This is a genomic window from Gracilimonas mengyeensis, assembly GCF_900182705.1.
Lineage (GTDB): Bacteria > Bacteroidota > Rhodothermia > Balneolales > Balneolaceae > Gracilimonas > Gracilimonas mengyeensis.
On sequence record NZ_FXTP01000006.1, the window covers coordinates 77,679 to 98,917 of the forward strand.

Annotated in this window: 17 protein-coding genes and 1 tRNA gene; 12 read left to right on the top strand and 6 right to left on the bottom strand. The window is 44.2% G+C overall.

Going from position 1 to position 21,239, the window contains the following annotated elements; all coding sequences use genetic code 11:
- The first annotated feature begins 74 nt into the window (after positions 1 to 74).
- From sbnA to FN815_RS07975, 5 genes are all read left to right on the top strand, one after another.
- Positions 75 to 2,933: a 2,3-diaminopropionate biosynthesis protein SbnA gene (gene sbnA / locus FN815_RS07955; protein ID WP_142454099.1), complete on the top strand. Its 2,859-nt coding sequence runs from the start codon at positions 75 to 77 to the stop codon at positions 2,931 to 2,933.
- Between the two features lie 9 nt (positions 2,934 to 2,942).
- Positions 2,943 to 4,370 carry a Y4yA family PLP-dependent enzyme gene (locus FN815_RS07960; RefSeq protein ID WP_142454100.1) on the top strand — a complete coding sequence of 476 codons (1,428 nt, stop codon included), beginning with the start codon at positions 2,943 to 2,945 and terminating at the stop codon, positions 4,368 to 4,370.
- A 201-nt stretch (positions 4,371 to 4,571) separates the two neighbouring features.
- Complete coding sequence (locus FN815_RS07965; protein WP_185957217.1) at positions 4,572 to 5,114, top strand: RNA polymerase sigma-70 factor; 543 nt, start codon at positions 4,572 to 4,574, stop codon at positions 5,112 to 5,114.
- A gap of 49 nt (positions 5,115 to 5,163) precedes the next feature.
- Positions 5,164 to 6,180, top strand: coding sequence for a FecR family protein (locus FN815_RS07970; RefSeq protein WP_142454102.1), 1,017 nt, complete (start codon positions 5,164 to 5,166; stop codon positions 6,178 to 6,180).
- A 13-nt stretch (positions 6,181 to 6,193) separates the two neighbouring features.
- Complete coding sequence (locus FN815_RS07975) at positions 6,194 to 8,680, top strand: TonB-dependent receptor (protein WP_185957218.1); 2,487 nt, start codon at positions 6,194 to 6,196, stop codon at positions 8,678 to 8,680.
- Between the two features lie 547 nt (positions 8,681 to 9,227).
- Here the strand turns inward: FN815_RS07975 and FN815_RS07980 are convergent.
- Together FN815_RS07980 and FN815_RS07985 are read right to left on the bottom strand one after the other, a co-directional pair.
- Complete coding sequence (locus FN815_RS07980) at positions 9,228 to 9,446, bottom strand: hypothetical protein (RefSeq protein WP_142454104.1); 219 nt, start codon at positions 9,444 to 9,446, stop codon at positions 9,228 to 9,230.
- A 171-nt stretch (positions 9,447 to 9,617) separates the two neighbouring features.
- Positions 9,618 to 11,114: an ArnT family glycosyltransferase gene (locus FN815_RS07985; protein ID WP_142454105.1), complete on the bottom strand. Its 1,497-nt coding sequence runs from the start codon at positions 11,112 to 11,114 to the stop codon at positions 9,618 to 9,620.
- 116 nt (positions 11,115 to 11,230) lie between these two features.
- On the opposite strand from FN815_RS07985, the gene FN815_RS07990 reads away from it, so the two are divergent.
- Complete coding sequence (locus tag FN815_RS07990) at positions 11,231 to 12,418, top strand: mannose-1-phosphate guanylyltransferase (RefSeq protein WP_246075200.1); 1,188 nt, start codon at positions 11,231 to 11,233, stop codon at positions 12,416 to 12,418.
- Positions 12,419 to 12,582: 164 nt separating this feature from the next.
- Here FN815_RS07990 and FN815_RS07995 read toward each other — a convergent pair whose 3' ends face one another.
- Genes FN815_RS07995 through FN815_RS08005 form a run of 3 tightly spaced genes read right to left on the bottom strand, consistent with a single transcriptional unit; the run spans position 12,583 to position 14,362 of the window.
- On the bottom strand, positions 12,583 to 13,341 hold the full coding sequence (locus tag FN815_RS07995) for an MBL fold metallo-hydrolase (RefSeq protein WP_142454106.1): 759 nt from the start codon (positions 13,339 to 13,341) through the stop codon (positions 12,583 to 12,585).
- A complete protein-coding gene (locus tag FN815_RS08000; RefSeq protein ID WP_142454107.1) occupies positions 13,338 to 13,637 on the bottom strand; it encodes a hypothetical protein in 300 nt (99 codons plus the stop codon). Before FN815_RS08000 ends, FN815_RS07995 begins: the two co-directional genes overlap by 4 nt.
- Positions 13,634 to 14,362 carry a hypothetical protein gene (locus FN815_RS08005; protein ID WP_142454108.1) on the bottom strand — a complete coding sequence of 243 codons (729 nt, stop codon included), beginning with the start codon at positions 14,360 to 14,362 and terminating at the stop codon, positions 13,634 to 13,636. Before FN815_RS08005 ends, FN815_RS08000 begins: the two co-directional genes overlap by 4 nt.
- Positions 14,363 to 14,423: 61 nt before the next feature.
- Between FN815_RS08005 and FN815_RS08010 the strand changes: the two genes are divergently transcribed.
- Entirely contained in the window at positions 14,424 to 14,972 is a 549-nt protein-coding gene (locus tag FN815_RS08010) for a glutathione peroxidase (protein ID WP_142454109.1), read from the top strand.
- 144 nt (positions 14,973 to 15,116) lie between these two features.
- Positions 15,117 to 15,190, top strand: a tRNA-Asp gene (locus FN815_RS08015).
- A 156-nt stretch (positions 15,191 to 15,346) separates the two neighbouring features.
- Here the strand turns inward: FN815_RS08015 and FN815_RS08020 are convergent.
- Entirely contained in the window at positions 15,347 to 16,504 is a 1,158-nt protein-coding gene (locus tag FN815_RS08020) for a phosphatidylinositol-specific phospholipase C1-like protein (protein WP_142454110.1), read from the bottom strand.
- 290 nt (positions 16,505 to 16,794) lie between these two features.
- Between FN815_RS08020 and mnmG the strand changes: the two genes are divergently transcribed.
- Genes mnmG through FN815_RS08040 form a run of 4 tightly spaced genes read left to right on the top strand, consistent with a single transcriptional unit; the run spans position 16,795 to position 21,088 of the window.
- Complete coding sequence (mnmG, locus tag FN815_RS08025; protein ID WP_142454111.1) at positions 16,795 to 18,681, top strand: tRNA uridine-5-carboxymethylaminomethyl(34) synthesis enzyme MnmG; 1,887 nt, start codon at positions 16,795 to 16,797, stop codon at positions 18,679 to 18,681.
- Between the two features lie 24 nt (positions 18,682 to 18,705).
- A complete protein-coding gene (locus FN815_RS08030; RefSeq protein WP_185957219.1) occupies positions 18,706 to 19,350 on the top strand; it encodes a 16S rRNA (guanine(527)-N(7))-methyltransferase RsmG in 645 nt (214 codons plus the stop codon).
- Between the two features lie 27 nt (positions 19,351 to 19,377).
- Entirely contained in the window at positions 19,378 to 20,313 is a 936-nt protein-coding gene (locus tag FN815_RS08035) for a helix-turn-helix transcriptional regulator (protein WP_246075201.1), read from the top strand.
- On the top strand, positions 20,303 to 21,088 hold the full coding sequence (locus tag FN815_RS08040) for a hypothetical protein (protein WP_142454114.1): 786 nt from the start codon (positions 20,303 to 20,305) through the stop codon (positions 21,086 to 21,088). The genes FN815_RS08035 and FN815_RS08040 overlap by 11 nt, the downstream gene beginning before the upstream one ends.
- Positions 21,089 to 21,239 lie beyond the last annotated feature (151 nt).

Sequence of the window (21,239 nt, forward strand, 5' to 3'; positions counted from 1 at the left end):
TTAAAACAACAATACCTGATTAGCCTCAAGTCTTTTAAGTAAAAGTTTTCCGCCATTTTATTTGGTTACATAGCATGAATACTATTAATGAAGGAATTTTATCTACAATTGGGCGTACACCACTCATTGAGTTGAAAAAGGTGTGCGCTGATTTTCCATTGAGGTTGTATGCCAAGCTGGAAATGTTTAACCCCGGCGGAAGCATTAAAGACCGCCCTGCCTCTCGAATTATCCTTGATGCTTTAGAAAACGGAGATCTCAAACCGGGCGCTACCGTTATTGAATCAAGTTCCGGCAATATGGCGATTGGCCTCGCCCAGTTGTGCCGTTATTATGATTTGAACCTGGTTGTGGTGGTGGATCCTAAAATTAACCGCCATACTTTAAACATTCTTAAAGCCTTTGGAGTCCGCATCGAAAAGGTGGAAACGCCCGATGAACACGGTAATTATCTCTCCGGCAGGTTGCAAAGGGTGCAGGATTTGTTAGATATGATTCCGAATAGCTACTGGCCTAATCAATATGCGAATAAGGCCAATCCACACGCGCATCACCAAACCATGGCAGAGATCGTGGAGAGCATGGATAATCCGCCCGATTACCTGTTTGCCTCCACCAGTACCTGCGGCACCATTATGGGATGTGCCGAATATGTACGAAGCCAAAATTTACACACCAAAATGGTGGCCGTTGATGCCTTGGGAAGTGTGATTTTTGGTTCTTCTGCAGCAGAACGTTTGGTGCCCGGTCATGGAGCGGGGCGTTCTTCTAAACTGTTAAATAAAGACTTTATCGATCACGTGGTACACATCAACGACAAGGAATGTGTTGGCGGTTGCCATAGATTGCTGAACAAAGAAGCGATTCTTGCCGGGGGATCGTCGGGTGCTGTTATTGCTGCAGTTGAGAAATTGAGGTCGCAAATTCCGGATGGATCAAGCTGCGCGCTCATCTTGCCCGATAATGGCGAGCGCTACCTGGATACTATTTATAATGATGAATGGATAAAGGCTCATTTTGAGAAATCAGAATGTTCAATCGCTGTCAAAGGCAGAGCACAAGAAGTAGAAGTTGATGCAGAAGAAAGTGATGATCTCCAAAAAATTGCCATCATAGGCGGCGGACCCAAAGGAATGTATGGCTTTGAACGACTGGCGGCTCAATTCAAGGCGCACCTGGTAGAGCATAAAGTTGAAATCCACGTGTACAACAAAACGGCCCATTTTGGTGCGGGCGATATTTATCAACCTAACCAACCGGAGTATTTACTAATGAATAACCCGATTGGGGATGTCAATATGTGGATTGATGAGCAGCCGCGTCCGGTAGTACCCGAGCCTCTGTCGCTAACCGAATGGCTTCAAAAGAAAAAGAATCGTACTGTAATTGAAAAGGAGTATGCAAGCCGGGCGTTGGTTGGCGAATATCTGGAAGATGGCTTCAATGCAATTGCGAACCACTTGCCGGAGGGTGTAAGAGGTTCATACTTTCAGGGAGAAGTCATTGATCTTGAAAAAGAGAACGAAGATGAGTGCTATTCCATCCACGTAAAAACAGCTCGCGGTGATGTCCAAAAGATGCCGCATCAATACGATCAGGTGCTGCTTGCTACCGGACATCCCAAAAATAAATTGACGGAAGAAGAAAAAGAGTATCAACAATTTGCTCAACAGAATGAAGGCACTGGTTTTGTTCCTTTTATATACCCGGTAAATTCTGAACTGCAAGAGGTTGCAGCCGGCAGTTCCGTAGCGGTGAAAGGCATCGGCCTTACGTTTGTGGATGCAGTGCTCGCCTTAACAGAAGGCCGGGGCGGCACCTTTGAACGCGAGGGTGATTCGCTCAAATATGTATCCTCTGGAAAGGAGCCGAAGGTAATGTATCCTTTTTCCCGCAGCGGCTTGCCGATGATTCCGCGCGGACCCGCTCCCCAAAATCCCACGCCCTTAAAATTCTTCACCAAAAAGGCATTCAGCCGGTTAAAAGCAGATTTACACGGAGCAAAGCTTGATTTTAAAGCACACATTCTGCCGGTGTTGTACCAGGAGATGAATGTTGCTTTTTATGATGTTCAGCTGAAAAAGTACGAATACAAGGTAGACCTGCAGGACTGTGAAACATATGCGGAAATAGAACATCATATTGAGCGATTTCATCAGCAACATCCGGACATTCAGCGCTTTGATCCGGTCTTATTTTTATCTCATCTTGATGGGCCGGATTTCCTCCATGCGGATTCATTTCACGCCAAAATTAAAGAGTACCTGGAGTTCTTTTTAGCCGAAGCAAAGAAGGGCGAGTTACACAGTCCCTGGGCGGCGGCAAGTGCGGTATGGCGTAAGGCCACCCCGGTATTTGGCGATTTATATGCTTTCGGCGGTTTGGAGCCAGAATCACAAGCGTATGTTGATAGCAGATTCCGGCGCCTGCTGAACCGCGTAACATTCGGTCCGCCCATAGAAAGCAGTGAGAAAATCCTGGCACTGATAAAGGCAGGTATGCTAAATTTCCGGATGGCTCAAAATCCTTCCTTACAAACGAGTGAAGATGATCATACCTTTGTGCTCTATTCGGAAGATTTGGATGAAAGTGTAGCCACCAATTATTTGATTGATGCCCGGATTGCCAATGTTTCCATCGATGAGAATCAATCGTTGCTCTATAAAAACCTGCAGCAGCGTGGGCTCATCACCTTATTCAAAAATGAAGCCCAAAACCATGTCTACCAGCCCGGCTGTGCGGCTATTTCACGCGAAGGGTTTACGGTGGATGAATCCGGCAACCCTAATCCCTCCATTGCATGTACCGGCACCCCTACCGAGGGCGTAACTTTTGATAATGATGCGCTTTCCCGAAACCGAAATAATTTTGTAAGTGATTGGGCGGCAATGGTTCGAAAGTCGCACCGCGTCCCATCTCCAATAAAATCCTAAACCCCTGATATGAACACCGGTTTTTTTCCACCTCTTACTCCCATTACTTCGCCATGGATGCATGATTTATTGGCCGACAAAGAGGCCTTGAAAACCCTTTTTGAGCAGCATGGCTCCCCGATAAATGTGCATCAGATGGAGCCGTTTGAGGCTAATTACGAAACGTATCAGGCGGTATTTAATCGGCATGAGGTTAAGCATAAGGTGTTTTTTGCCCGCAAAGCCAACAAATGTCGGGCTTATGTACAGAAAGCAAAGGAACTGGATATAGGGGTGGATGTGGCGAGTTATCAGGAGCTTAAGCAATGCCTGGATCTGGGATGTGATTCAGAAAACCTGGTATTAACCGCCGCCATAAAAACTGAACGATTGGTTCGTTTGGCGTTGGCTAATGACGTGCTCATTGTGTTGGATAATGAAGAGGAATGCTCTCTTATAAATCGCATAGCCGGCGAGCTTGGCAAGACGCCCACCGTAGCTTTGCGCATTAGCGGATTCCGGTTTGAAGGCGAAAAACTCTACAGCCGGTTCGGTTTTGACATCGAAAAAGCACAGGAATTTATTACCCAAGGCTTAGGGACGCATAACGCACATCATAACCTCCGGTTTGGCGGCTTTCATTTTCACCTGGATGGATACTCTATAAGACAACGCGCCGAAGCGTTATTGCAGACCATAGAACTGAGCGAAACGTTGGCCGGACAACACATTGAAACTTCTTTTATTGATATAGGAGGAGGCTTGTTGACGAGATACGTAGCAGCCCGGGATGAATGGATGACTTTTTGGGAGGAACTTAAAAAGGCACTACAAGGTAAGCGTGAGCCGGTCACTTTTGGGAATAACCCGTTGGGGTTTGTAACCAGAGAGGATAAGGTAGAGGGCAAGCCAAATGTGTATCCCTATTTTAATGAGACACCCAAGGCAAAGTTTCTTGAACATGTGCTGTCCTATGAAGACCCACAGGGGAACACGGTTGCTGAGCGGTTACGTGAGCAGGATATTGAGCTTCGTATTGAGCCGGGACGATCGCTGTTGGACCAGGTAGGTATGACGATGGCCAAAGTGGCCCATCGCAAGAAAGATATGCGAGGTGATTGGCTGGTGGGGCTGGAAATGAATCGGAGTCAGCTGTTTAGTTCCAGCGAGGATTTCCTGGTTGATCCCCTTTTTGTTTCCATGCAGCCATCAGTAGAGATACAGGAACCGGCATCCGTCTATTTTACCGGGGCTTATTGTCTTGAGCAGGACATCATCCTGAAACGGAAAATCACGCTTCCTCAACTTCCTGAAATTGGGGATGTCATTGCTTTTCCCAACACGGCCGGTTATATGATGCATTTTTACGAGACCCGCTCGCACTTACATCCCTTTACCAAAAATGTGATAATGAATGCAGACTCACCGACCGAATTTACCATGGACACCGATATTTGAAGCAGTTCACCGCTTAGTAACGCCACAAAGACACTAAGGATCACAAGGAATGATGAAAAGCTACTTGGTGAATCTTCGTGCCCTTGTGTCTTTGTGGTCTTAAACAGGTTGAATAATCCTCACCATATTTACCGCTTATTCAGGTTTTAGAAGACAAAATATTTTAGCTTAGCACTTCTACTTTTCTCAACTCTCGCCATCTTGGAAGCTGAAAAGATCTTACGTCAACTTTTTGATGAACAATTCTATCCCCTGGTATTTCACGCTTACCGGTATGTGAAGGACTACGAGCAAGCCAGGGAAATTGTGCAGGACGTGTTCGTAAAAGTGTGGCAGAACGTAGACCAACTTCAGCAGGTCCGCGATAAGGAAGCCTATTTGTACAAGGCGGTCAAACATTCATCCCTGAACTTCCTGAAACATGTGGAAGTACGTAAGCGATATGTGGAGGAAGAAAAGTCGGGCGGGCAGGAGACGGCTTCATCCCCGGAAGAAAAAATTATCAGTGAAGAAACCCAGCGGCAGGTGCACGACGCTATCAACAAGCTGCCGGCACACTGGAAAGAAGCGTTGGTTTTGAGCAAGTATCAGGGACTTAACTACCGGGATATCGCCACACGCATGAATATTTCCCAGAAAACCGTAGAGAAGTATATCTCTAAAGCATATCGTTTTTTGAGGGGAGAATTAAATGAGCTGCTGCTGCTCGTACTACTGATTCTGGAACTATTTAAAAAAAATTGATCACAGGTGTAGGGTAAATGCAAAGTGAGTTGTCATACAAGTACAAAGGATGAGTAAACAACAGAAACATATTGATGAAGTGATCATGCTGCGGATACTCGAAAACCGGTCGACAAAAAGGGAAGAAGACCTTTTTGAAGAGTGGCTGAAGGAATCCAAAGAGCATGAAGAACTCTACCGTCAGTTTAGAAAGACGGCTGAACTCACTTTATGGTCTACAACATCTGCAGAGAAAAGCTGGGAAGCCATCACGCGAAAAGCAAAAAGCGGCGAACCCGTGCCATCGTATATTGAACTCCCGTCGGCCAACACTACTCGGCTATGGGGGATCTCCCAAAAGATGCTTCGTGTGGCAGCGGCCGTGGTTTTTCTCATAGGCGCTTCCTTTCTGTTGATGCACATCCTTTCACAACCTGAACAGCTTATTATTTCGGGCAACAACTACGGGCCGGATACGCCCTATGTGTTGCCGGATGGATCACAGGTGTTTTTGAACAACGATGCCGAACTAACCATCATGGAAAATTTCGGGGATACAAACCGCAGGCTTTCGCTTAAAGGCGAAGCCTTTTTCGAGGTTGAAAGGAATGAGGACCTTCCTTTTGTCGTCGGTGTGCAGAATACAACGGTCAGCGTGTTGGGTACCAGTTTTAATGTTTTTTCGGATTCACTGAAAGAGGTAAAGGTATCGGTGGTGACGGGCATAGTAGAGTTCTTCGCGGAGGACACCACGGCTAAAGTCAGGCTGCAAAAAGGCGAGGAAGGGCAGTATCGTCCTCAGCTTGGAGCAGTTACCAAGGCCCCGATTGACAACCCCAATTTCCTTTCCTGGAAAACGGGCGTCTTTACCTTCGATCATACCCCGGTGCAGGAAGCATTACAACAGCTGGCCGCGTATTACAATCAGCCCATGGTATATGAGCATGATACCAACCGACCGGCGCCTGAACTTACCACCACCTTTGATCAACCATCATTAGAAGCTGTTTTGGATGAAATACAGCTGTTATTAAACGCTTCAACCACCATCAGAAATGACACGATCATATTTACCCCTCGTCACTAAAGGCTTTCTCATCTTGGCCTGTTTACTAAATTATTCTGCAAGAGAGCTCACGGCACAACCTACTCAATCCAATCCCTCTATTCAGGTACCCGGTTTCCAGGGAACGGCGGAAGCGCTGCTGGATTCCATCGAAAAAAATGAACGCATCACTTTTTCCTATTCCAGCGCCATATCGCTGGACTTCCCCGTAGATTACGAGCCGGAAACGCACCAGTTGGATTATTTTCTCGAGCACCTTTTTAAGGAGCAATCGATAGCTTACAAAATTTCAGGAGAAAAAGTGCTGCTTTTCCCTGCCGATACCTCGCCTGAAGTTACCCAGGTGGTAAAAGGCCGGGTTATTGATCAACAAACCAAAGTGGGGTTAATTGGCGCCCACGTAATTGTACAGGGAACCGATATCGGTGCAGCCACAAATTCCCATGGAGATTTTATTATTCATAAGGTCCCGCTGTGCCGGCATACGTTTAAGGTGATGTATGTGGGATACAAGCCACGCATCATCCCCGAAATAATGGTGGGTTCTGCCAAGCAAGTAGTGCTGAATGTTGAGCTGGAAGAAGACGTGGTGGAAGAAGCCCGGCGCTATGCGGGAGGTTTTGACGACCCGGCGCGGCTGGCATCCAGTTTTGCAGGCGTCACCTATGGCAATCCTCAGGATAATGCCATTATCATTCGGGGAAATGCGCCGAAGGGATTGCTTTGGCGCCTGGAAGGCATTGAAATTCCCAACCCAAACCACTTTCCGGAAGGCAACGTAATTGGTGGCGGCTTGTTTACTATTTTCAGCAACCAGCTACTGGCGGACTCCGATTTCTTCACCGGCGCTTTCCCGGCCGAATACGGCAACGCCCTGTCCGGGGTTTTTGACATGAAACTGCGCAACGGAAACAGCGACGTACGGGAGTACACCTTCCAGGCCGGGATGATGGGACTCGATTTTGCCACCGAGGGCCCTTTCTCTACACGCAGCAATGCTTCTTACCTTATCAACTACCGATACTCCACACTTGGGTTGATGACCGACCTGCAATTCATCGATACCGAGCAGGAAATTCGCTACCAGGATCTGTCTTTTAAACTAAATTTTCCTACTCGCAAAGCCGGTACTTTTGGCCTGTGGGGTATCGGCAGTCTTGATGGGTTGGATGAAGCGGAAGAACAAGATTCTACCCAATGGAAATATGAGTATGACCGGATGGATTTTGAAGCCGGCTTCAGCGTAGGGGCTTTGGGTTTGAATCATAAATACATTCTGGGGAAATCCACCTTTATCAATTCTACGGCAGCGGTCTCGGTGCAGGATATCTGGTATGATATGGACCGGGTGGATGACAACCTCACCCTTCGCGATAATGAATACATCCAAAGTCTGAGCGGCCAACTTACGCTGACCTCTAAAGTGAATCACAAATTTAGTGCACGGTTCAATCAAACCACAGGCATTATCTGGAATTACCTGTTTTATGATATGGATTTCAAAGCTACCACCAACGATGATCCTGATACTTACCAAACTTACGTAGCGGAACAGGGCAACAGCCAGCTTGTTCAGGCTTTTACGCAGGCTCAGTACAGCTTTGGTCCTACGGTGAAAGCGACCGGTGGCGTGCACTTTCAGTACTTTATGCTGAATGATAACTACTCGGTGGAACCACGGGCTGGTATCAGCTGGGAAGTGCATCCCCGGCACCGGCTAAGTTTTGGATACGGTCGTCACAGCCAGCTTGAAGATCTGCAGTATTACCTGGGCGTCCGTGAAACCGAAACGGGGTCCTATCAACCCAATAAAAACCTGGACTTTACCCGGGCCGATCACTTCGTATTGGGCTATGATGTTCGCTTAACACCCAACACCCGCATCAAAATTGAGCCGTATTACCAGTACCTGTTTGATGTTCCGGTGATCCCGGACAGCTCATTCTCCATGATCAACCTGAGGGACGAGCGTTATATCAATGAGCCCATGAGGAATGAAGGTACCGGTGAAAACTATGGCGTTGATTTCACACTGGAGAAATTCCTGAGTGACGGCTATTACTATATGGCTACAGCTTCTGTTTTTGATTCCAGGTACAAAGGCGGTGATGGAGTGGAGCGGGATACGCGGTACAACCGAAAGTATGCCTTCAATTTTTTGGGTGGGAAGGAATTCAACGTAAAGGAAAACAATATTTTCGGGGTGAATGCGCGTCTCACCTATATGGGCGGTGAAAGAACCTATCCGCTTTTGTGGGAAGAATCTATGCAACAAAAACGGGCTGTGCTGGATGAAAGCCGGGCCTTCGAGCATTCCCTGGATGGCAGCATCTTTTTGGATGTGACACTCAGCTACCGGATGAACCATCGCCACGCAGCCCACGTGCTGGCCCTGCAAGTTAAAAACCTCTTAGGTGCTCCCACCAAGTATGATTACGAGTACAACTACGAAACCAACACCCTGGAACGTGAAGAAACCGTGATTTTGCTGCCTTCTATTAATTATAAGGTAGAGTTTTAGGAGGGAATGGGTTTGATCATATTAAGATGGCTTCCCAACTGAAGATAGATTTATCAGTTATTATCTAGTGTTGAAAAATTTGCCTAAACATTATTTTAATAAACGGGTTTACCGGTTAGAATATCATTTAAATGGGGGGCAGAACGGAGTAACATTGCCAGCCCCCAAACCTCAGCATCCTGAAGGGATGCCACGTGAATAACCCCGGGTGTAGCCTGCGCAACCCGGGGGGAATAAAATCCCCAAAAAGGCCCAACCCTGAAAGGGTTGAACAAGAAAACCACCCGTATGTATGCAAAATGTCTCCCAAAAGTTGAACCCCTTCAGGGTTCGCATCCAAATGCATATTTATCCACGGGTTGCGGTCGTTGCCCGACCTTCACCCGTGGCTATTCACGTTAAACCCCATTCGGGGGTTTCCAGGGGTGAGAGGATTGCTTGTGCGTCCATAGGTATAACTTTTGATCTGTTAAAAATTTTAGCCGGTAAACGCGTTTTTAATAAACTAATTTAGCTGCTGTAAGCAAATAAGTGGTCTTGACTTTTTTTATTCATACACGGTAGTTTCTATTGAATACTCTTCTCCGCTTATAGCAAAATCCAAAGCCATTTTCATAAGGTCTTTACGGGTGTAATCTTCGCCTGGTATTGCATCCATGGCTAAAAATCCGGATTCAATTTCACGAGCAATAAGATAAAGTGCATCTCTCAAATCTTTCATGCCACCGTGATGAACATTCATTGGTACAAGTCGTTTACTTTCCATAGTAGGCTACCTATTTAGATATTATTAGTTAAAATGAGTTTAGTTAATTACTTGAGTAATTGGCAGGATAAAATTTTGAATAAAGTCAGGTGACTTTTCTTTTCATTTTAATATAAATCTTAAGATGCTAATGTTTATAACTTTATAGGATAAAAAACTTAATTCCAGGCATCAATCAAACACATGCTCTTCATAACTTTGCCACCATTCCGGGATAACCACTTTGGGTTTTCGGCAGATATATAGCGGAATGCCGTTTTCTTCCCCAATGGCATATTTGTGGGTGATGATTTTGACCAGCTCCACTTCTTCAAAAACGTGATGTACGGCCTCCGGCTCATTCCCCAGGCTGATCCACACCTCGGCATCGGCATTGCCATAGCCCCACAGCCAAAAACTACCATGCCGGCTGATGGGGTCCGGTAGACCATATTTATCACCCAAAATTTTAATGGCCCCAGCTTCCCCGTAATTTTCTGCCCAGATGACCGCATTTTCCTGCTCTTGCGGGCTAAGCGATCGATACACGCTATCCACCAGTGCCACCTGTTCTTCCCAGCCAAACATATCGGCATAATCACCGGTGAGCTCAACCCGGCCATCTTCATTTTCTTCAAGATCCATGTAAGCAATGTGTTTTTCGATAGGCAGAATCGGGATGGCTTCGGGGACGAAAGGAATTATGGGGAGTAGTATCACAGCTGCGACTACGTAGTTTAGTTTGGGTCGATTTTGGAACCAGTGCTCAATTTGAACGGCTCCGGCCGCAAACATCACCGGGTAGGCCGCAAAGAAATAATAGGCCTTGGATTTCAAAATCCACATCGTAGCAAAAATCACTAAAAAGGCGATGCCTGCGCTCCGGTATTTTTTTAGGTGCTGAGTAAATATCACCCCATATAGACCAATCAAACTGACGACTAGCGTAAAGGGAAGCTCCAGCTGGGCGAGTCCAAATTCGAAGGGATCTATGCCGGACAACTGTTTTTGATTCAGGGATTCCATGTGCAGGAAAAAGGGCATGTCGTGCTGAATTTGCCACAGCAGGTTGGGCAAGAATACGAGAAAAGCGATCACACCGGAGACATACAGCCAGATTGATTTATAAAGCCTCCCACGCTCATAAAACATCAACCCAATAGCAATGCCAAAGCCCCAGACCAGCATGGTGTATTTATTGAGAAGGCCAAGCCCGGCCACTAATCCCAGGAGTAACAAGTGCTCTTTTTTTTCTGTGTTGATGAATTTGATAAGCAGGTAGAAACCGAGGGTCCAAAAGAACTGATCAAAGGCTACGGGCTGAAATAACAGGTGATTACGAAAGAAGGGAATGAATGCAAGCGTACAAATCCCAGCCAGGAAGACGGCTTTATTTTTGCCACCCATTTCTTTTGCCATCAAACAGCAGAGGATGAGAATGCCCAGTCCCGCCAGGGTGGGAAAGAGGCGCATGCCCATGAGAGAATAATCAAAGAGCAGGCAGGAGAGTTTTCCAATCCAGGCAATGAGTGGCGGAAACTCAAAATAACCCCAGGCCAGATGCTCGCTTACGGAAAGGTGGAGCAGCTCATCACGGTGAAAACCATAATTTTGATTGCCAAACCAGTGAATGGTGAGTTTTATAAATCCAAGTGCCGCTATGATGGGCAAAACTTTTTTTGATTGCATGGCACGCCTTAACGAAAAGAGTAGCTTGGGGTTTCACATCTGTTGGGTTCAGAATATCTGCAATTCAGAAACAACTTCGGTGCTAATTGTTTTAATACTGTCATAAATAAATCCTAATGCAGGATCGTGTTAAAAATCAGGTTCTTGCCTTGCACATGCTCCGTATTCCTGTTAACCTTTCTTCCAAAATCAAAAGAGTACAAACACAACGATACATTATGGTTTATGCAGTAATAATGGCCGGGGGATCCGGTACGAGGTTTTGGCCCAAAAGCACCAAAAAGCTTCCCAAGCAATTTCTTTCACTTTTTGGGGAAGGCACGATGATTCAGAATACGGTCCATCGGATTGAGGAGTTGATTCCGCAAGAACGCACGCTGGTGATTACCAATGACAATTACACAGACATCGTGAAGGAACAGCTTCCCGGTGTGCCCGACCAAAATATTGTGGGTGAACCGGTGGCGAAAAATACCGCGCCCTGTGTAGCCATTGCGGCGCAAATGCTGCACAAGAAAGATCCGGAAGCAGTGATGGTGGTGTTGCCGGCTGATCATCACATTACCAATCCCGAGGCTTTTAATGAGATTTTGAAATCGGCCATCGAGAAAGCCAAGAGCGGCAAAAATTTGGTAACTATTGGAATCAACCCGGACCGGCCGGAAACGGGCTACGGCTATATCCACGCCGATGATGCCTTGAAAGAAAGTTATAACGGGCACGAGGTACATCCCGTCAAAGCGTTCAAAGAAAAACCAGACCTGGAGACGGCAAAGGAATTTGTAGCTTCAGGCGATTATTTTTGGAACAGCGGGATGTTCATCTGGTCGGCCGACACCATTTTGCAGGAGTTTGAGGCACATCTACCCAAAATGTACGAGCAGGTGCAGGAAAGCCGTTCCGGTTTGTATGAGGAGAATCATGAGGAAGCCATCAACACCTTTTACCATGCTTGCGAGTCGGTGTCTATTGATTACGGCATTATGGAAGATGCCAAAGAGGTGTTTGTAGTACCCGGCGAATTTGGCTGGAATGATGTGGGCAGTTGGACCGCCGCTTACGAGCTGGCTGATAAAACAAAGGACGGTCATGTGGTAAATGCAGATCAAGCCACGTTTAGCGAATCAAAGAATGTGTACGTCTCTTCTGATTCCGGTAAGATGATATCTGTGGTTGGTCTTGAGGATGTGGCCGTGGTGGAAACCGATGATGCCATCCTGGTGTGTAAGCTCGACAAAGCCCAGAACGTGAAGGATATCGTTCAGCAGCTGAAAGACAAGGAAGAGTTTAGAAAGTTTTTGTAGGCCTTGATAAACTTCAGTTTCCTTTGCCTGCACCATCACCCGGCTCATTTTTGGAGGACATTTTGAGCTTTTGAGACTGAGCCGAATGATGGGGCAGAGGTATTGAATCCATTTCAAGAACTTTGGCTAAAACGAATCCTTAATCTGTAATTTTTAATCTTGAATTATATTTCAATGATTTGTTGATCATACGCCAGACGGATATGATCAGGGAGTTTCTGATTGGTGGGTTCGTGATCCACGTAGCTGTTCATGTGAATGAGATAGGCCTTTGGAATATCCAACTCTTCGATGATTTCTACAGCTTCCGGGATGGTGAGGTGGGTAGGATGTTCCGGCGCCCAACGGAGAGCACTCAGGGCAATGACTTTAGCTCCTTTGATAAGCTCTTTTGTTTTTTTGGGGATGTATTTCACATCCGTCAGGTACACGAAGTCATCGATCCGGTAACCCAGAATTTCCAGTTCACCGTGTAGCACGGGTAATGGGGTTACTTTAACATCTCCAATAGAAAAGGGAGCGGTTGCAACATGTAAATCCAGGGAAGTAGCACCGGGATAGCGGTTATCTCCAAATAGATAATCAAACCTTTTTTTGATGGAGGTAATACATTCTTCGTTTGCGTGAGCGGGAATAGGTTCCTCATTGAGATAGGAAAATATCCGGAGATCGTCGATACCCGAGATATGGTCCATATGTTGATGAGTGATCAGCACATGATCGATATGCTGAATCTTGGCCCGGATGCTTTGGATACGAAATTCCGGCCCTGCATCCACCAAAATTGATTTTTCCGGCGTTTGCACCCATACCGAACAGCGAGTACGTTCGTTTCGGGGGTCGTGTATGAGGTTTTCACGCCTAAAGCCCCCGGCTACAGGAACGCCCATGGATGTACCGGTTCCTAAAAAAGTAATATTCATTCTAACTCAAAATCTTCCGGGCTTTCCTCGGGCGTCACAGCCAGCTGATCCCACAGTTCTTCCAGCCGTTTACGTACGGCCGGTTTAATATACACGCCTGCCAGGTCAATTTGGCTTAAAACTCTGCCCATAGTACCAAGCTGCGATTCTATCGGTTTATTCTTGTTTACCACTACCAGTTTATTTCCCTCCATAATGCATTCATCTCCCCGGAACGAACCACGTTCTTTGCGCAGGGAGTAGCCTGCCTGTTCAAGGATTTGCTCCATCTCTAAAAGGAATTTTTCTGGTTTCACAGTGATATACCGAGTGTTATAGTGTGTCCGGTAAAATCGTAATCTAAATCTTCCCCATCAATGTTATATGAATCAAAATCATAATTATAGCCTAAGCTTACATTTCGGCCAAAAATAAGGTTTAGGAAATTGACGCGGGCTTCGCCGGTGAGGGAAAATACACTACCGCCAAACAATCCGCCCCGGGCCGTACTAAAGCCATAGTGTGGCATAAAGTTGGCAGTAATAGAAAACCGTTGTGGAACATATACGCTCAAGATACCCCCGCCGCCAATGCTTAAATTGGTTTGTGAGAAATTGTCATTGATATCATCTCGGTTAACATTAGTGAGCTTACTGCCTAATTGAATAGGGAAGCCGGCTGCAAAGCGGGGTTCACGTATTAGGAAAAAGGCATTGCTGAAATTTAGATTGAGGTCAAAATATTTTACATCATCAATACCTGTAGCGTTGTTGCCGAGTGAGGCGCTTAAACTGAAACCACCGGATTCAAAACCTAAGTGTGCCGCTGTTCCTGTAAAAGCAAAACGATCGGCAGGGATTCCTGAGGTAGTGGAAGCATTTCCCTGGTAGGCAAAATCGATGATGCGCACTCCACCTCGCACATAAGGAGAAAATGGATTGGCTTGCCTCCGGTTTTCATCATCTACCGAGAACATCTGGGCATGAACTTCCGCGGGAAGAATAAAAATGAATGAGAGTATGGAAAGAATAATTATTTTCATGGGAATGATATTTATACAACAATCAGTTTACACACTAACGAGCGAAGAAAAAAATAGTACTATGAAACTTATAATCACACTGATTTCTTTAATGGCTGCTATGGGTATGATCTCACAAAGTGAAACACTATACGATTTTGAAGTCGAAAATATTGACGGTGAACCCGTTACTTTAGAAGCTTATAAAGGCAACGTAATACTTGTGGTTAACGTTGCCTCAAAATGTGGATATACCCCGCAATATGACGGATTGCAAGCTATTTATGAAAAATATAAAGATGATGGCTTAGTGGTTTTGGGATTTCCTGCCAATAATTTTAATAATCAAGAGCCTGGTTCGGACGAAGACATTAAACAATTCTGTCGTTTAAACTATGGTGTTGAGTTTCCTATGTTTTCAAAAGTCTCGGTGAAAGGGGATGATCAGGCTCCTCTGTTTAGTTATTTGACTTCTCAGCCAAATCCAGATTTTGAAGGAGAAATAAAATGGAATTTCGAGAAATTTTTGATCGATAAAAATGGTTCTTTAGAACGAAGGTTCCGAAGTCAGGTAGAACCAGAAAGTGAAGAACTTATTTCTGCAATCGAAGCGGAACTGAAGAAAGATTAAAACGTACGTTTAAAGCGTTTAAATTTACCATCCCGATAAGAGGATTGCGATTGAGTTCGCAATCCTCATTTTTTTGGAATTAATTTCGGAAAAAGCTTGACATCCTTTCGGAATCGTCTGTATATTTGATGCTCTCGAAAACAAGGTCCGGTAGTTCAGTTGGTTAGAACGCCTGCCTGTCACGCAGGAGGTCGAGGGTTCGAGTCCCTTCCGGATCGCACATATTAAGCCGCTAATTCTCAAAGAGTTAGCGGCTTTTTTATTGGCTCAGTTTTTTTCTTTTGCAGATTTTGGGACAAGGATGGGACAAGACTTTTGTTTGTACCTGAGAATGATACAGAAGGGTAGATTAACTTTTCGTGCGCATCTGAGGTTTATTCGGTAATGAATTCATTTTTGCATGAGGAAGGAGCACTCACCGGATTACAACGCCCCGGATTATTGGTGCCGGGAAGTCGCACTATATAGGTAGAGTCAAAAGGACTGGCCTCGGGGTAGTCGGTGCTGATGTAATGGGCTCCACTTTGTAAAGCAAGGTCACGGCGTGTAGTATCCCCTGAACGGGCTTCCTGAGTTGGTATGTCCGCTCGGGTACGAATGATGTAGCCTTTTTCCACATACTCTTTTATCTCTTCCCCTTGTTCTGGTACATCGTTCATTTTAATAAAGCCTGCAGTTGATTCACCCGGATAGGAGCTCACAAAGGCAGCTCGATTCTGCAAAACTTCATTTCCTGCTAAATATAGATTTCGAACTTCGTTCGTGTTGTCCAAAGCGAATATAACTTTTCCCCGACTTTGCTCAAGAGACGGCCAGCCGTTTGTGAGAATGGCTTCTTCGAGAGTATCATAATTGCCCCGCACATCATCAGGGGTGATTGCATGATCTTTCTCAAAAACCGACCAGATTTCATCATCTACTCCTTTTACTAACTCCTCATTAAGATCCAGTGCCTTTGTAAAAGTGAAAGAACCTCGGGGGGAGGGGGTACCTTGTTTAACTTCCAGCATAATCATGATGGGAAGGTGTTTCGGGTTTTGTACTGACCAGTCTTTGATTTCCTGCAAACAGTCAACCAATGTTAAACAGGTGCTTCGGTAATCAATATCTTGTATATGAATCACCTTAAAACCAGGTTTTTGCATTTCAGTACGACCCAGGTATTCTCCATCACCAATTAATTGCGCTCCTTTAGGATTTGCGAATAGGCCACCGGCAGTATCTGCATAAATATCCAATTCAAATTTACGTATACCCAGGTTTTCAAGTTGATAGGATAATGGGCGATGTTCGTATTCTAATCCGGTAGACCATCCGGGGGTTTCTCTGTTAATTTTCTGTATGAGTGAATCGGATGGTTTTAGCTTATAACTGTTGTGGGTGCCTAATACCTGTATTTGATTTAACCGGAGACACTGATCGGCGTTGTCTGCTTTAATATTCTCACAATTTGGTTCAATTTTGGAGGATTTTAGTTTGTCGCAGCTGAATGTTAACAAAAGGGGTATCAGAAATAAAAGAGAATACTTCATATGATTGATTTAAAAGAGATGTAATTAGCATTCCTAAATAATGAATGCCTTGTAAACACAGTATTACCTTTAAAATAAGTTTGCTATAGGTTTTATTTTATATAAACAATTGATTGTGTTGTGTTTATGTTGTAAAAGTACATTTCTTTTCTAAGGTATTTTGTCTTTTGACTAAAGGGTATCTGCTTAAGACTTGTATAAGAGTATACTATTAGCTTGGGGATTGAATTATTTGTTATCTTTCATGCTTGCATTCTAATCAACGAATCCTATAAACAGAACAGAGAGTAATGTCGGTATTACATCCTCAATATGATGTTATTGTAGTAGGCGCAGGCCACGCCGGAAGTGAAGCCGCGGGTGCTGCAGCACAGATGGGAGCTAAAACCCTTTTAATTACTATGAACCTTGAAGCCATTGCAAAAATGTCTTGCAACCCGGCTATGGGGGGAGTGGCTAAAGGACAGTTAGTGCGCGAAATCGATGCTTTGGGCGGATTATCCGGAATTGTCAGTGATCAAACTGGTGTTCAATTCCGAATGCTTAACCTGAGTAAAGGCCCGGCAATGTGGAGTCCTCGTTGTCAAAGCGACCGTATGTTATATTCCCAGAAAATGCGGGAACAGCTAGAACAGAAAGAGAATCTTTATTTCCGGCAAGATAATGTAGTGGACCTGATCTCGGAAGACGACGACAAGATTAAAGGCGTGGTCACCCAAACAGGGCAAAAGTTTTATTCCAAATCTGTTGTTCTAACTACCGGTACTTTTGGGAATGGGTTGATTCACATCGGAGAAACGAATTATGGAGGAGGGCGTTCAGGAGAAAGAGCCTCTATTGGTATCTCTGCGGCATTGGAAAAATTGGGTTTCGAAGTAGGTCGTTTGAAAACAGGTACTCCTCCAAGGGTAGATGGCCGTACCGTTGATTACAGTCAGCTTGAAGAACAATTTGGTGACGAAGATCCCTCTGGCTTTTCTTTCACGACAAACCAATTGCCCTCTCTGCAGGAGCAACTTTCTTGCTGGATTGGATATACCAATGAAGAAGTGCATGATATGCTACGCACCGGCTTTGACCGAAGTCCGATGTTTAATGGCCGGATAAAGTCAATAGGCCCCCGTTACTGCCCAAGTATTGAGGATAAAATCAATCGATTTGCTGATAAGGATCGACATCAGTTATTTCTGGAGCCGGAGGGATGGAACACCTATGAGATGTATTTGAATGGATTTTCAACTTCCTTACCAGAGGATGTTCAATATAAAGCACTGCGAACTATTCCTGGCTTTGAAGAAGTAATTATGATTCGTCCTGGTTATGCGATTGAATATGATTACTTCCCACCACATCAAATTAAGCGCACTTTGGAGACCAAAAGAGTCAATGGTTTATTCTTTGCAGGACAAATCAATGGTACTACCGGGTATGAGGAAGCTGCTTGCCAGGGACTTATGGCAGGAATTAATGCAGCTCTTTCTGTACAGGAGAAGGAACCTTTAGTTCTCCAGCGATCTGAGGCATACATCGGTGTATTGATTGATGACCTCATTAATAAGGGTACAGAGGAGCCTTACCGTATGTTCACTTCCCGGGCTGAGCACCGGATTCTTTTACGTCAGGATAATGCGGACCTTCGCTTAACAGAAATAGGCTATAAGTTGGGGCTTGCCAGTGAAGAGCGTTATGAGCAGATGAAGCAAAAACGCAAAGAAATAGATCAACTGGATGATTTAATTAAAGATTATACGGTTCGGCCGGAACAAATGGACCCAATGCTTGAAGCCAAAGATAGCTCAACCATGAGTCAGCCTATGAAGGCAGAAAAGATCCTATTACGGCCAGAAGTATCTTTAGATGATATGCTTAAAGCTGATTCTGAACTTTCTGAAAAAGTACATGAAATTACCACTGACAAGAAGGCTTTAGAACAGGTGGAAATTCAAATTAAGTATGCCGGGTATATTGAGAAAGAGTTTGAGATGGTTAAAGAAATGGAAAAACAAGAGAATATGATCATTCCAGAGCAAATTGAGTACTCACATATTAAGAGTTTATCCACAGAAGGCACGCAGAAACTTGATAAAATCCGGCCAGAAACGATTGGTCAGGCAAGCAGGATAAGTGGGGTTTCTGCCAGCGACCTCTCTGTACTAATGGTATACCTGAAAAACTAAACCTTTCTAAATGGAATGTTCCACGTGAAACATAGCATAGACTATCTCGATTTTAGCCCGGAGAGTGTAGCTGAAACAAAAAAACTCTTTAAGGATAACGAGTCATCTTTAGTGGAATATGTTTCTAAATTGATGTGGTGGAACAAGAAAATAAACCTTGTAAGTCGAGATGTTTCACGTGAAACATTGATGCGCCATGTTGAGCACTCGCTTACTATTGCTACATCTGAGTTATATAGCAAAGCTTCATCTATAGTTGATTCCGGAACCGGGGGCGGATTGCCGGGAATTCCTTTAGCAATTGTCAGTTCGGATAAAGAGATGGTGCTTAATGATATTGTATCGAAGAAGATAACAGCTTGCAAGCACATGGCTTCAGTGTTAAAGTTGAAGAATGTAGAAGGGGGGGCGCGTTCCGTGGAAGAAGTCCAGCCGAATGAAGGGGCATTGTTAGTCTCCAAACATGCATTTAAAATCAATGATTTGTATGGAATGATTGGGCGCTTGCCCTACTCAGGGGTAATACTATTAAAGGGAAAAGATGATGTTAGGCAAGAGTTAGAAGGGGTGAAGGGTTCATTGCAAATAAAGGTATTTGATTTATATTCCGGTTTTGAAGATCCTTTTTATAAGGGTAAAGCTTTAGTAGAAATCACAAAAAAGAAATAGTCATATATGAAAAACTCGGAAAGGAGAATGAAGCTAATCCTTCTTCTTCAGCAACCTGGTAAGCGTTTGACGGTAGATGAACTGGCAGAACGTTTTGGGGTAAGCCGGCGTACTATATTCAGAGATTTTAATGCCTTAGATGAAATGAATGTGCCTGTTACCTGGGATCGGTATTCCGGGTATGGCGTCATTGAAGGGTATAAGATTCCGCCCTTGATGTTCACCTCTAAAGAGCTTGCAACCATTATGGTTGGATTGAATTTTGTGAAATCTCAGGTTAATCAGGAATTGGTAGATGATGCGAAGGGGGTTGAGCTAAAAATCAAGAACGTGCTCCCGGATGAACTCAAAACATTTATGACTTCCCTGGAGGGCCGAACTATAGTGGATCCCTATCTAAAGTTTGGAGGGAAAAAGAAAAAAGGAGGGAGTTGGTATTTACTTAGCAGTGCCATAGCCCAGAAGAAAAGAGTTCAGTTTAGATATACTACCAAATCCGGAGAAACTGATACACGAAAAATCGACCCGTATATTTTGGTCTTTTATGAAGATCACTGGAATGTAATTGGTAAATCACATTTGAGAGGTGAAATTCGGAATTTTATCCTCGAAAATGTTGAAGAGGTGCTAATTTTAGACGAAAAATACCAACTTGATAATGAATTGGACGTAGAGGGCTTAATTTTCCGTTCTGACAGCACATCGCAATTAATAATACTACAGGTCGAAAAATCTGAGATAGAGCGTCTGGAGGCGAATTTGCCGGCTAAAATTTTTAAGAAAACAGCCCAAAAAAATAAAAAAATTAAGGTTGAGTTCTATTTTGATAATTTGGGTTATATCAACCAATGGCTGCTTCAGTTTGGAAAAAAAGTTGAAGTTGTTGCTCCCAAAAGCTTAATTGAGGAGAGAAAAAAATTACTAAGAGAAATGCTTGGAAAAGTGGAGGGGTATGAGCCTTGAAGATTTTGGAAATGAATATAATGATCCGGAGCTGATACCAGGAATATTTAACTATTGTGACCGATGGTGTGAGCGTTGTCGACTCTCTTCGTATTGCCTCGTTTATAAAATGGAGCATCAGAGTATAAATGGACAGAAAAATTATGATTCTGCAAATGAAAGGGAGGAAGACTTTTGGGAACAGCTGAAAAGCACATTGAAAAAGACTCATGACTTAGTCATTGAACTGGCAGAAGAAATGGATCTGGATACTGATGATCTTGATAAGCTCAAGATTGATGAGGGATCAAAACAAGAAAAAGCTATTCTAAAACATCCGGTGACCAAAGCTGCCGAACAATACTTCTTTTTAGCCAGAGATTGGTTGCTAAATAACGGGCAGTTGTTACAAAGAAAAGGTCGCTTGATAAAGTACCAATCAGGAGTAAAGAAGAAGAGAAAGAGCGCGGATATATATCTGATTTTAAATGATTTATATGACATAATAAACTGGTATCACTCCATGATTCCTGTAAAAGCTAAACGAGCAGTAGCAGGCATTGGCAAAGAGGAGTGGGGTGATGAGATACAAAATGATATGAATGGTACGGCTAAGGTGTTAAACCTGTGTGTGGAACGCTCGCTATTTGCGTGGAATAGTATTGAACGTCACCTGGAAAAAGGGAAAGAAGAGATAGAACTGAATAAAAAATATCTTAACAAGCTACAGGAACTTATCGAGCACCACTTCCCAAATGCAGAAGAATTCATTAGGCCGGGCTTTGATGAACAATGAATAACCCATAACCGGCACCAGTCTGAGGTTATAAGTCTGGAGTAGTATTAGCGCAAAGATTATTTACAAAACATTGTTAATACGTAACGAAAGTAAATATTTCGCATAAAAAAAGGCCCCAAAAATTAATTTGGAGCCTTTAAGTAAATCA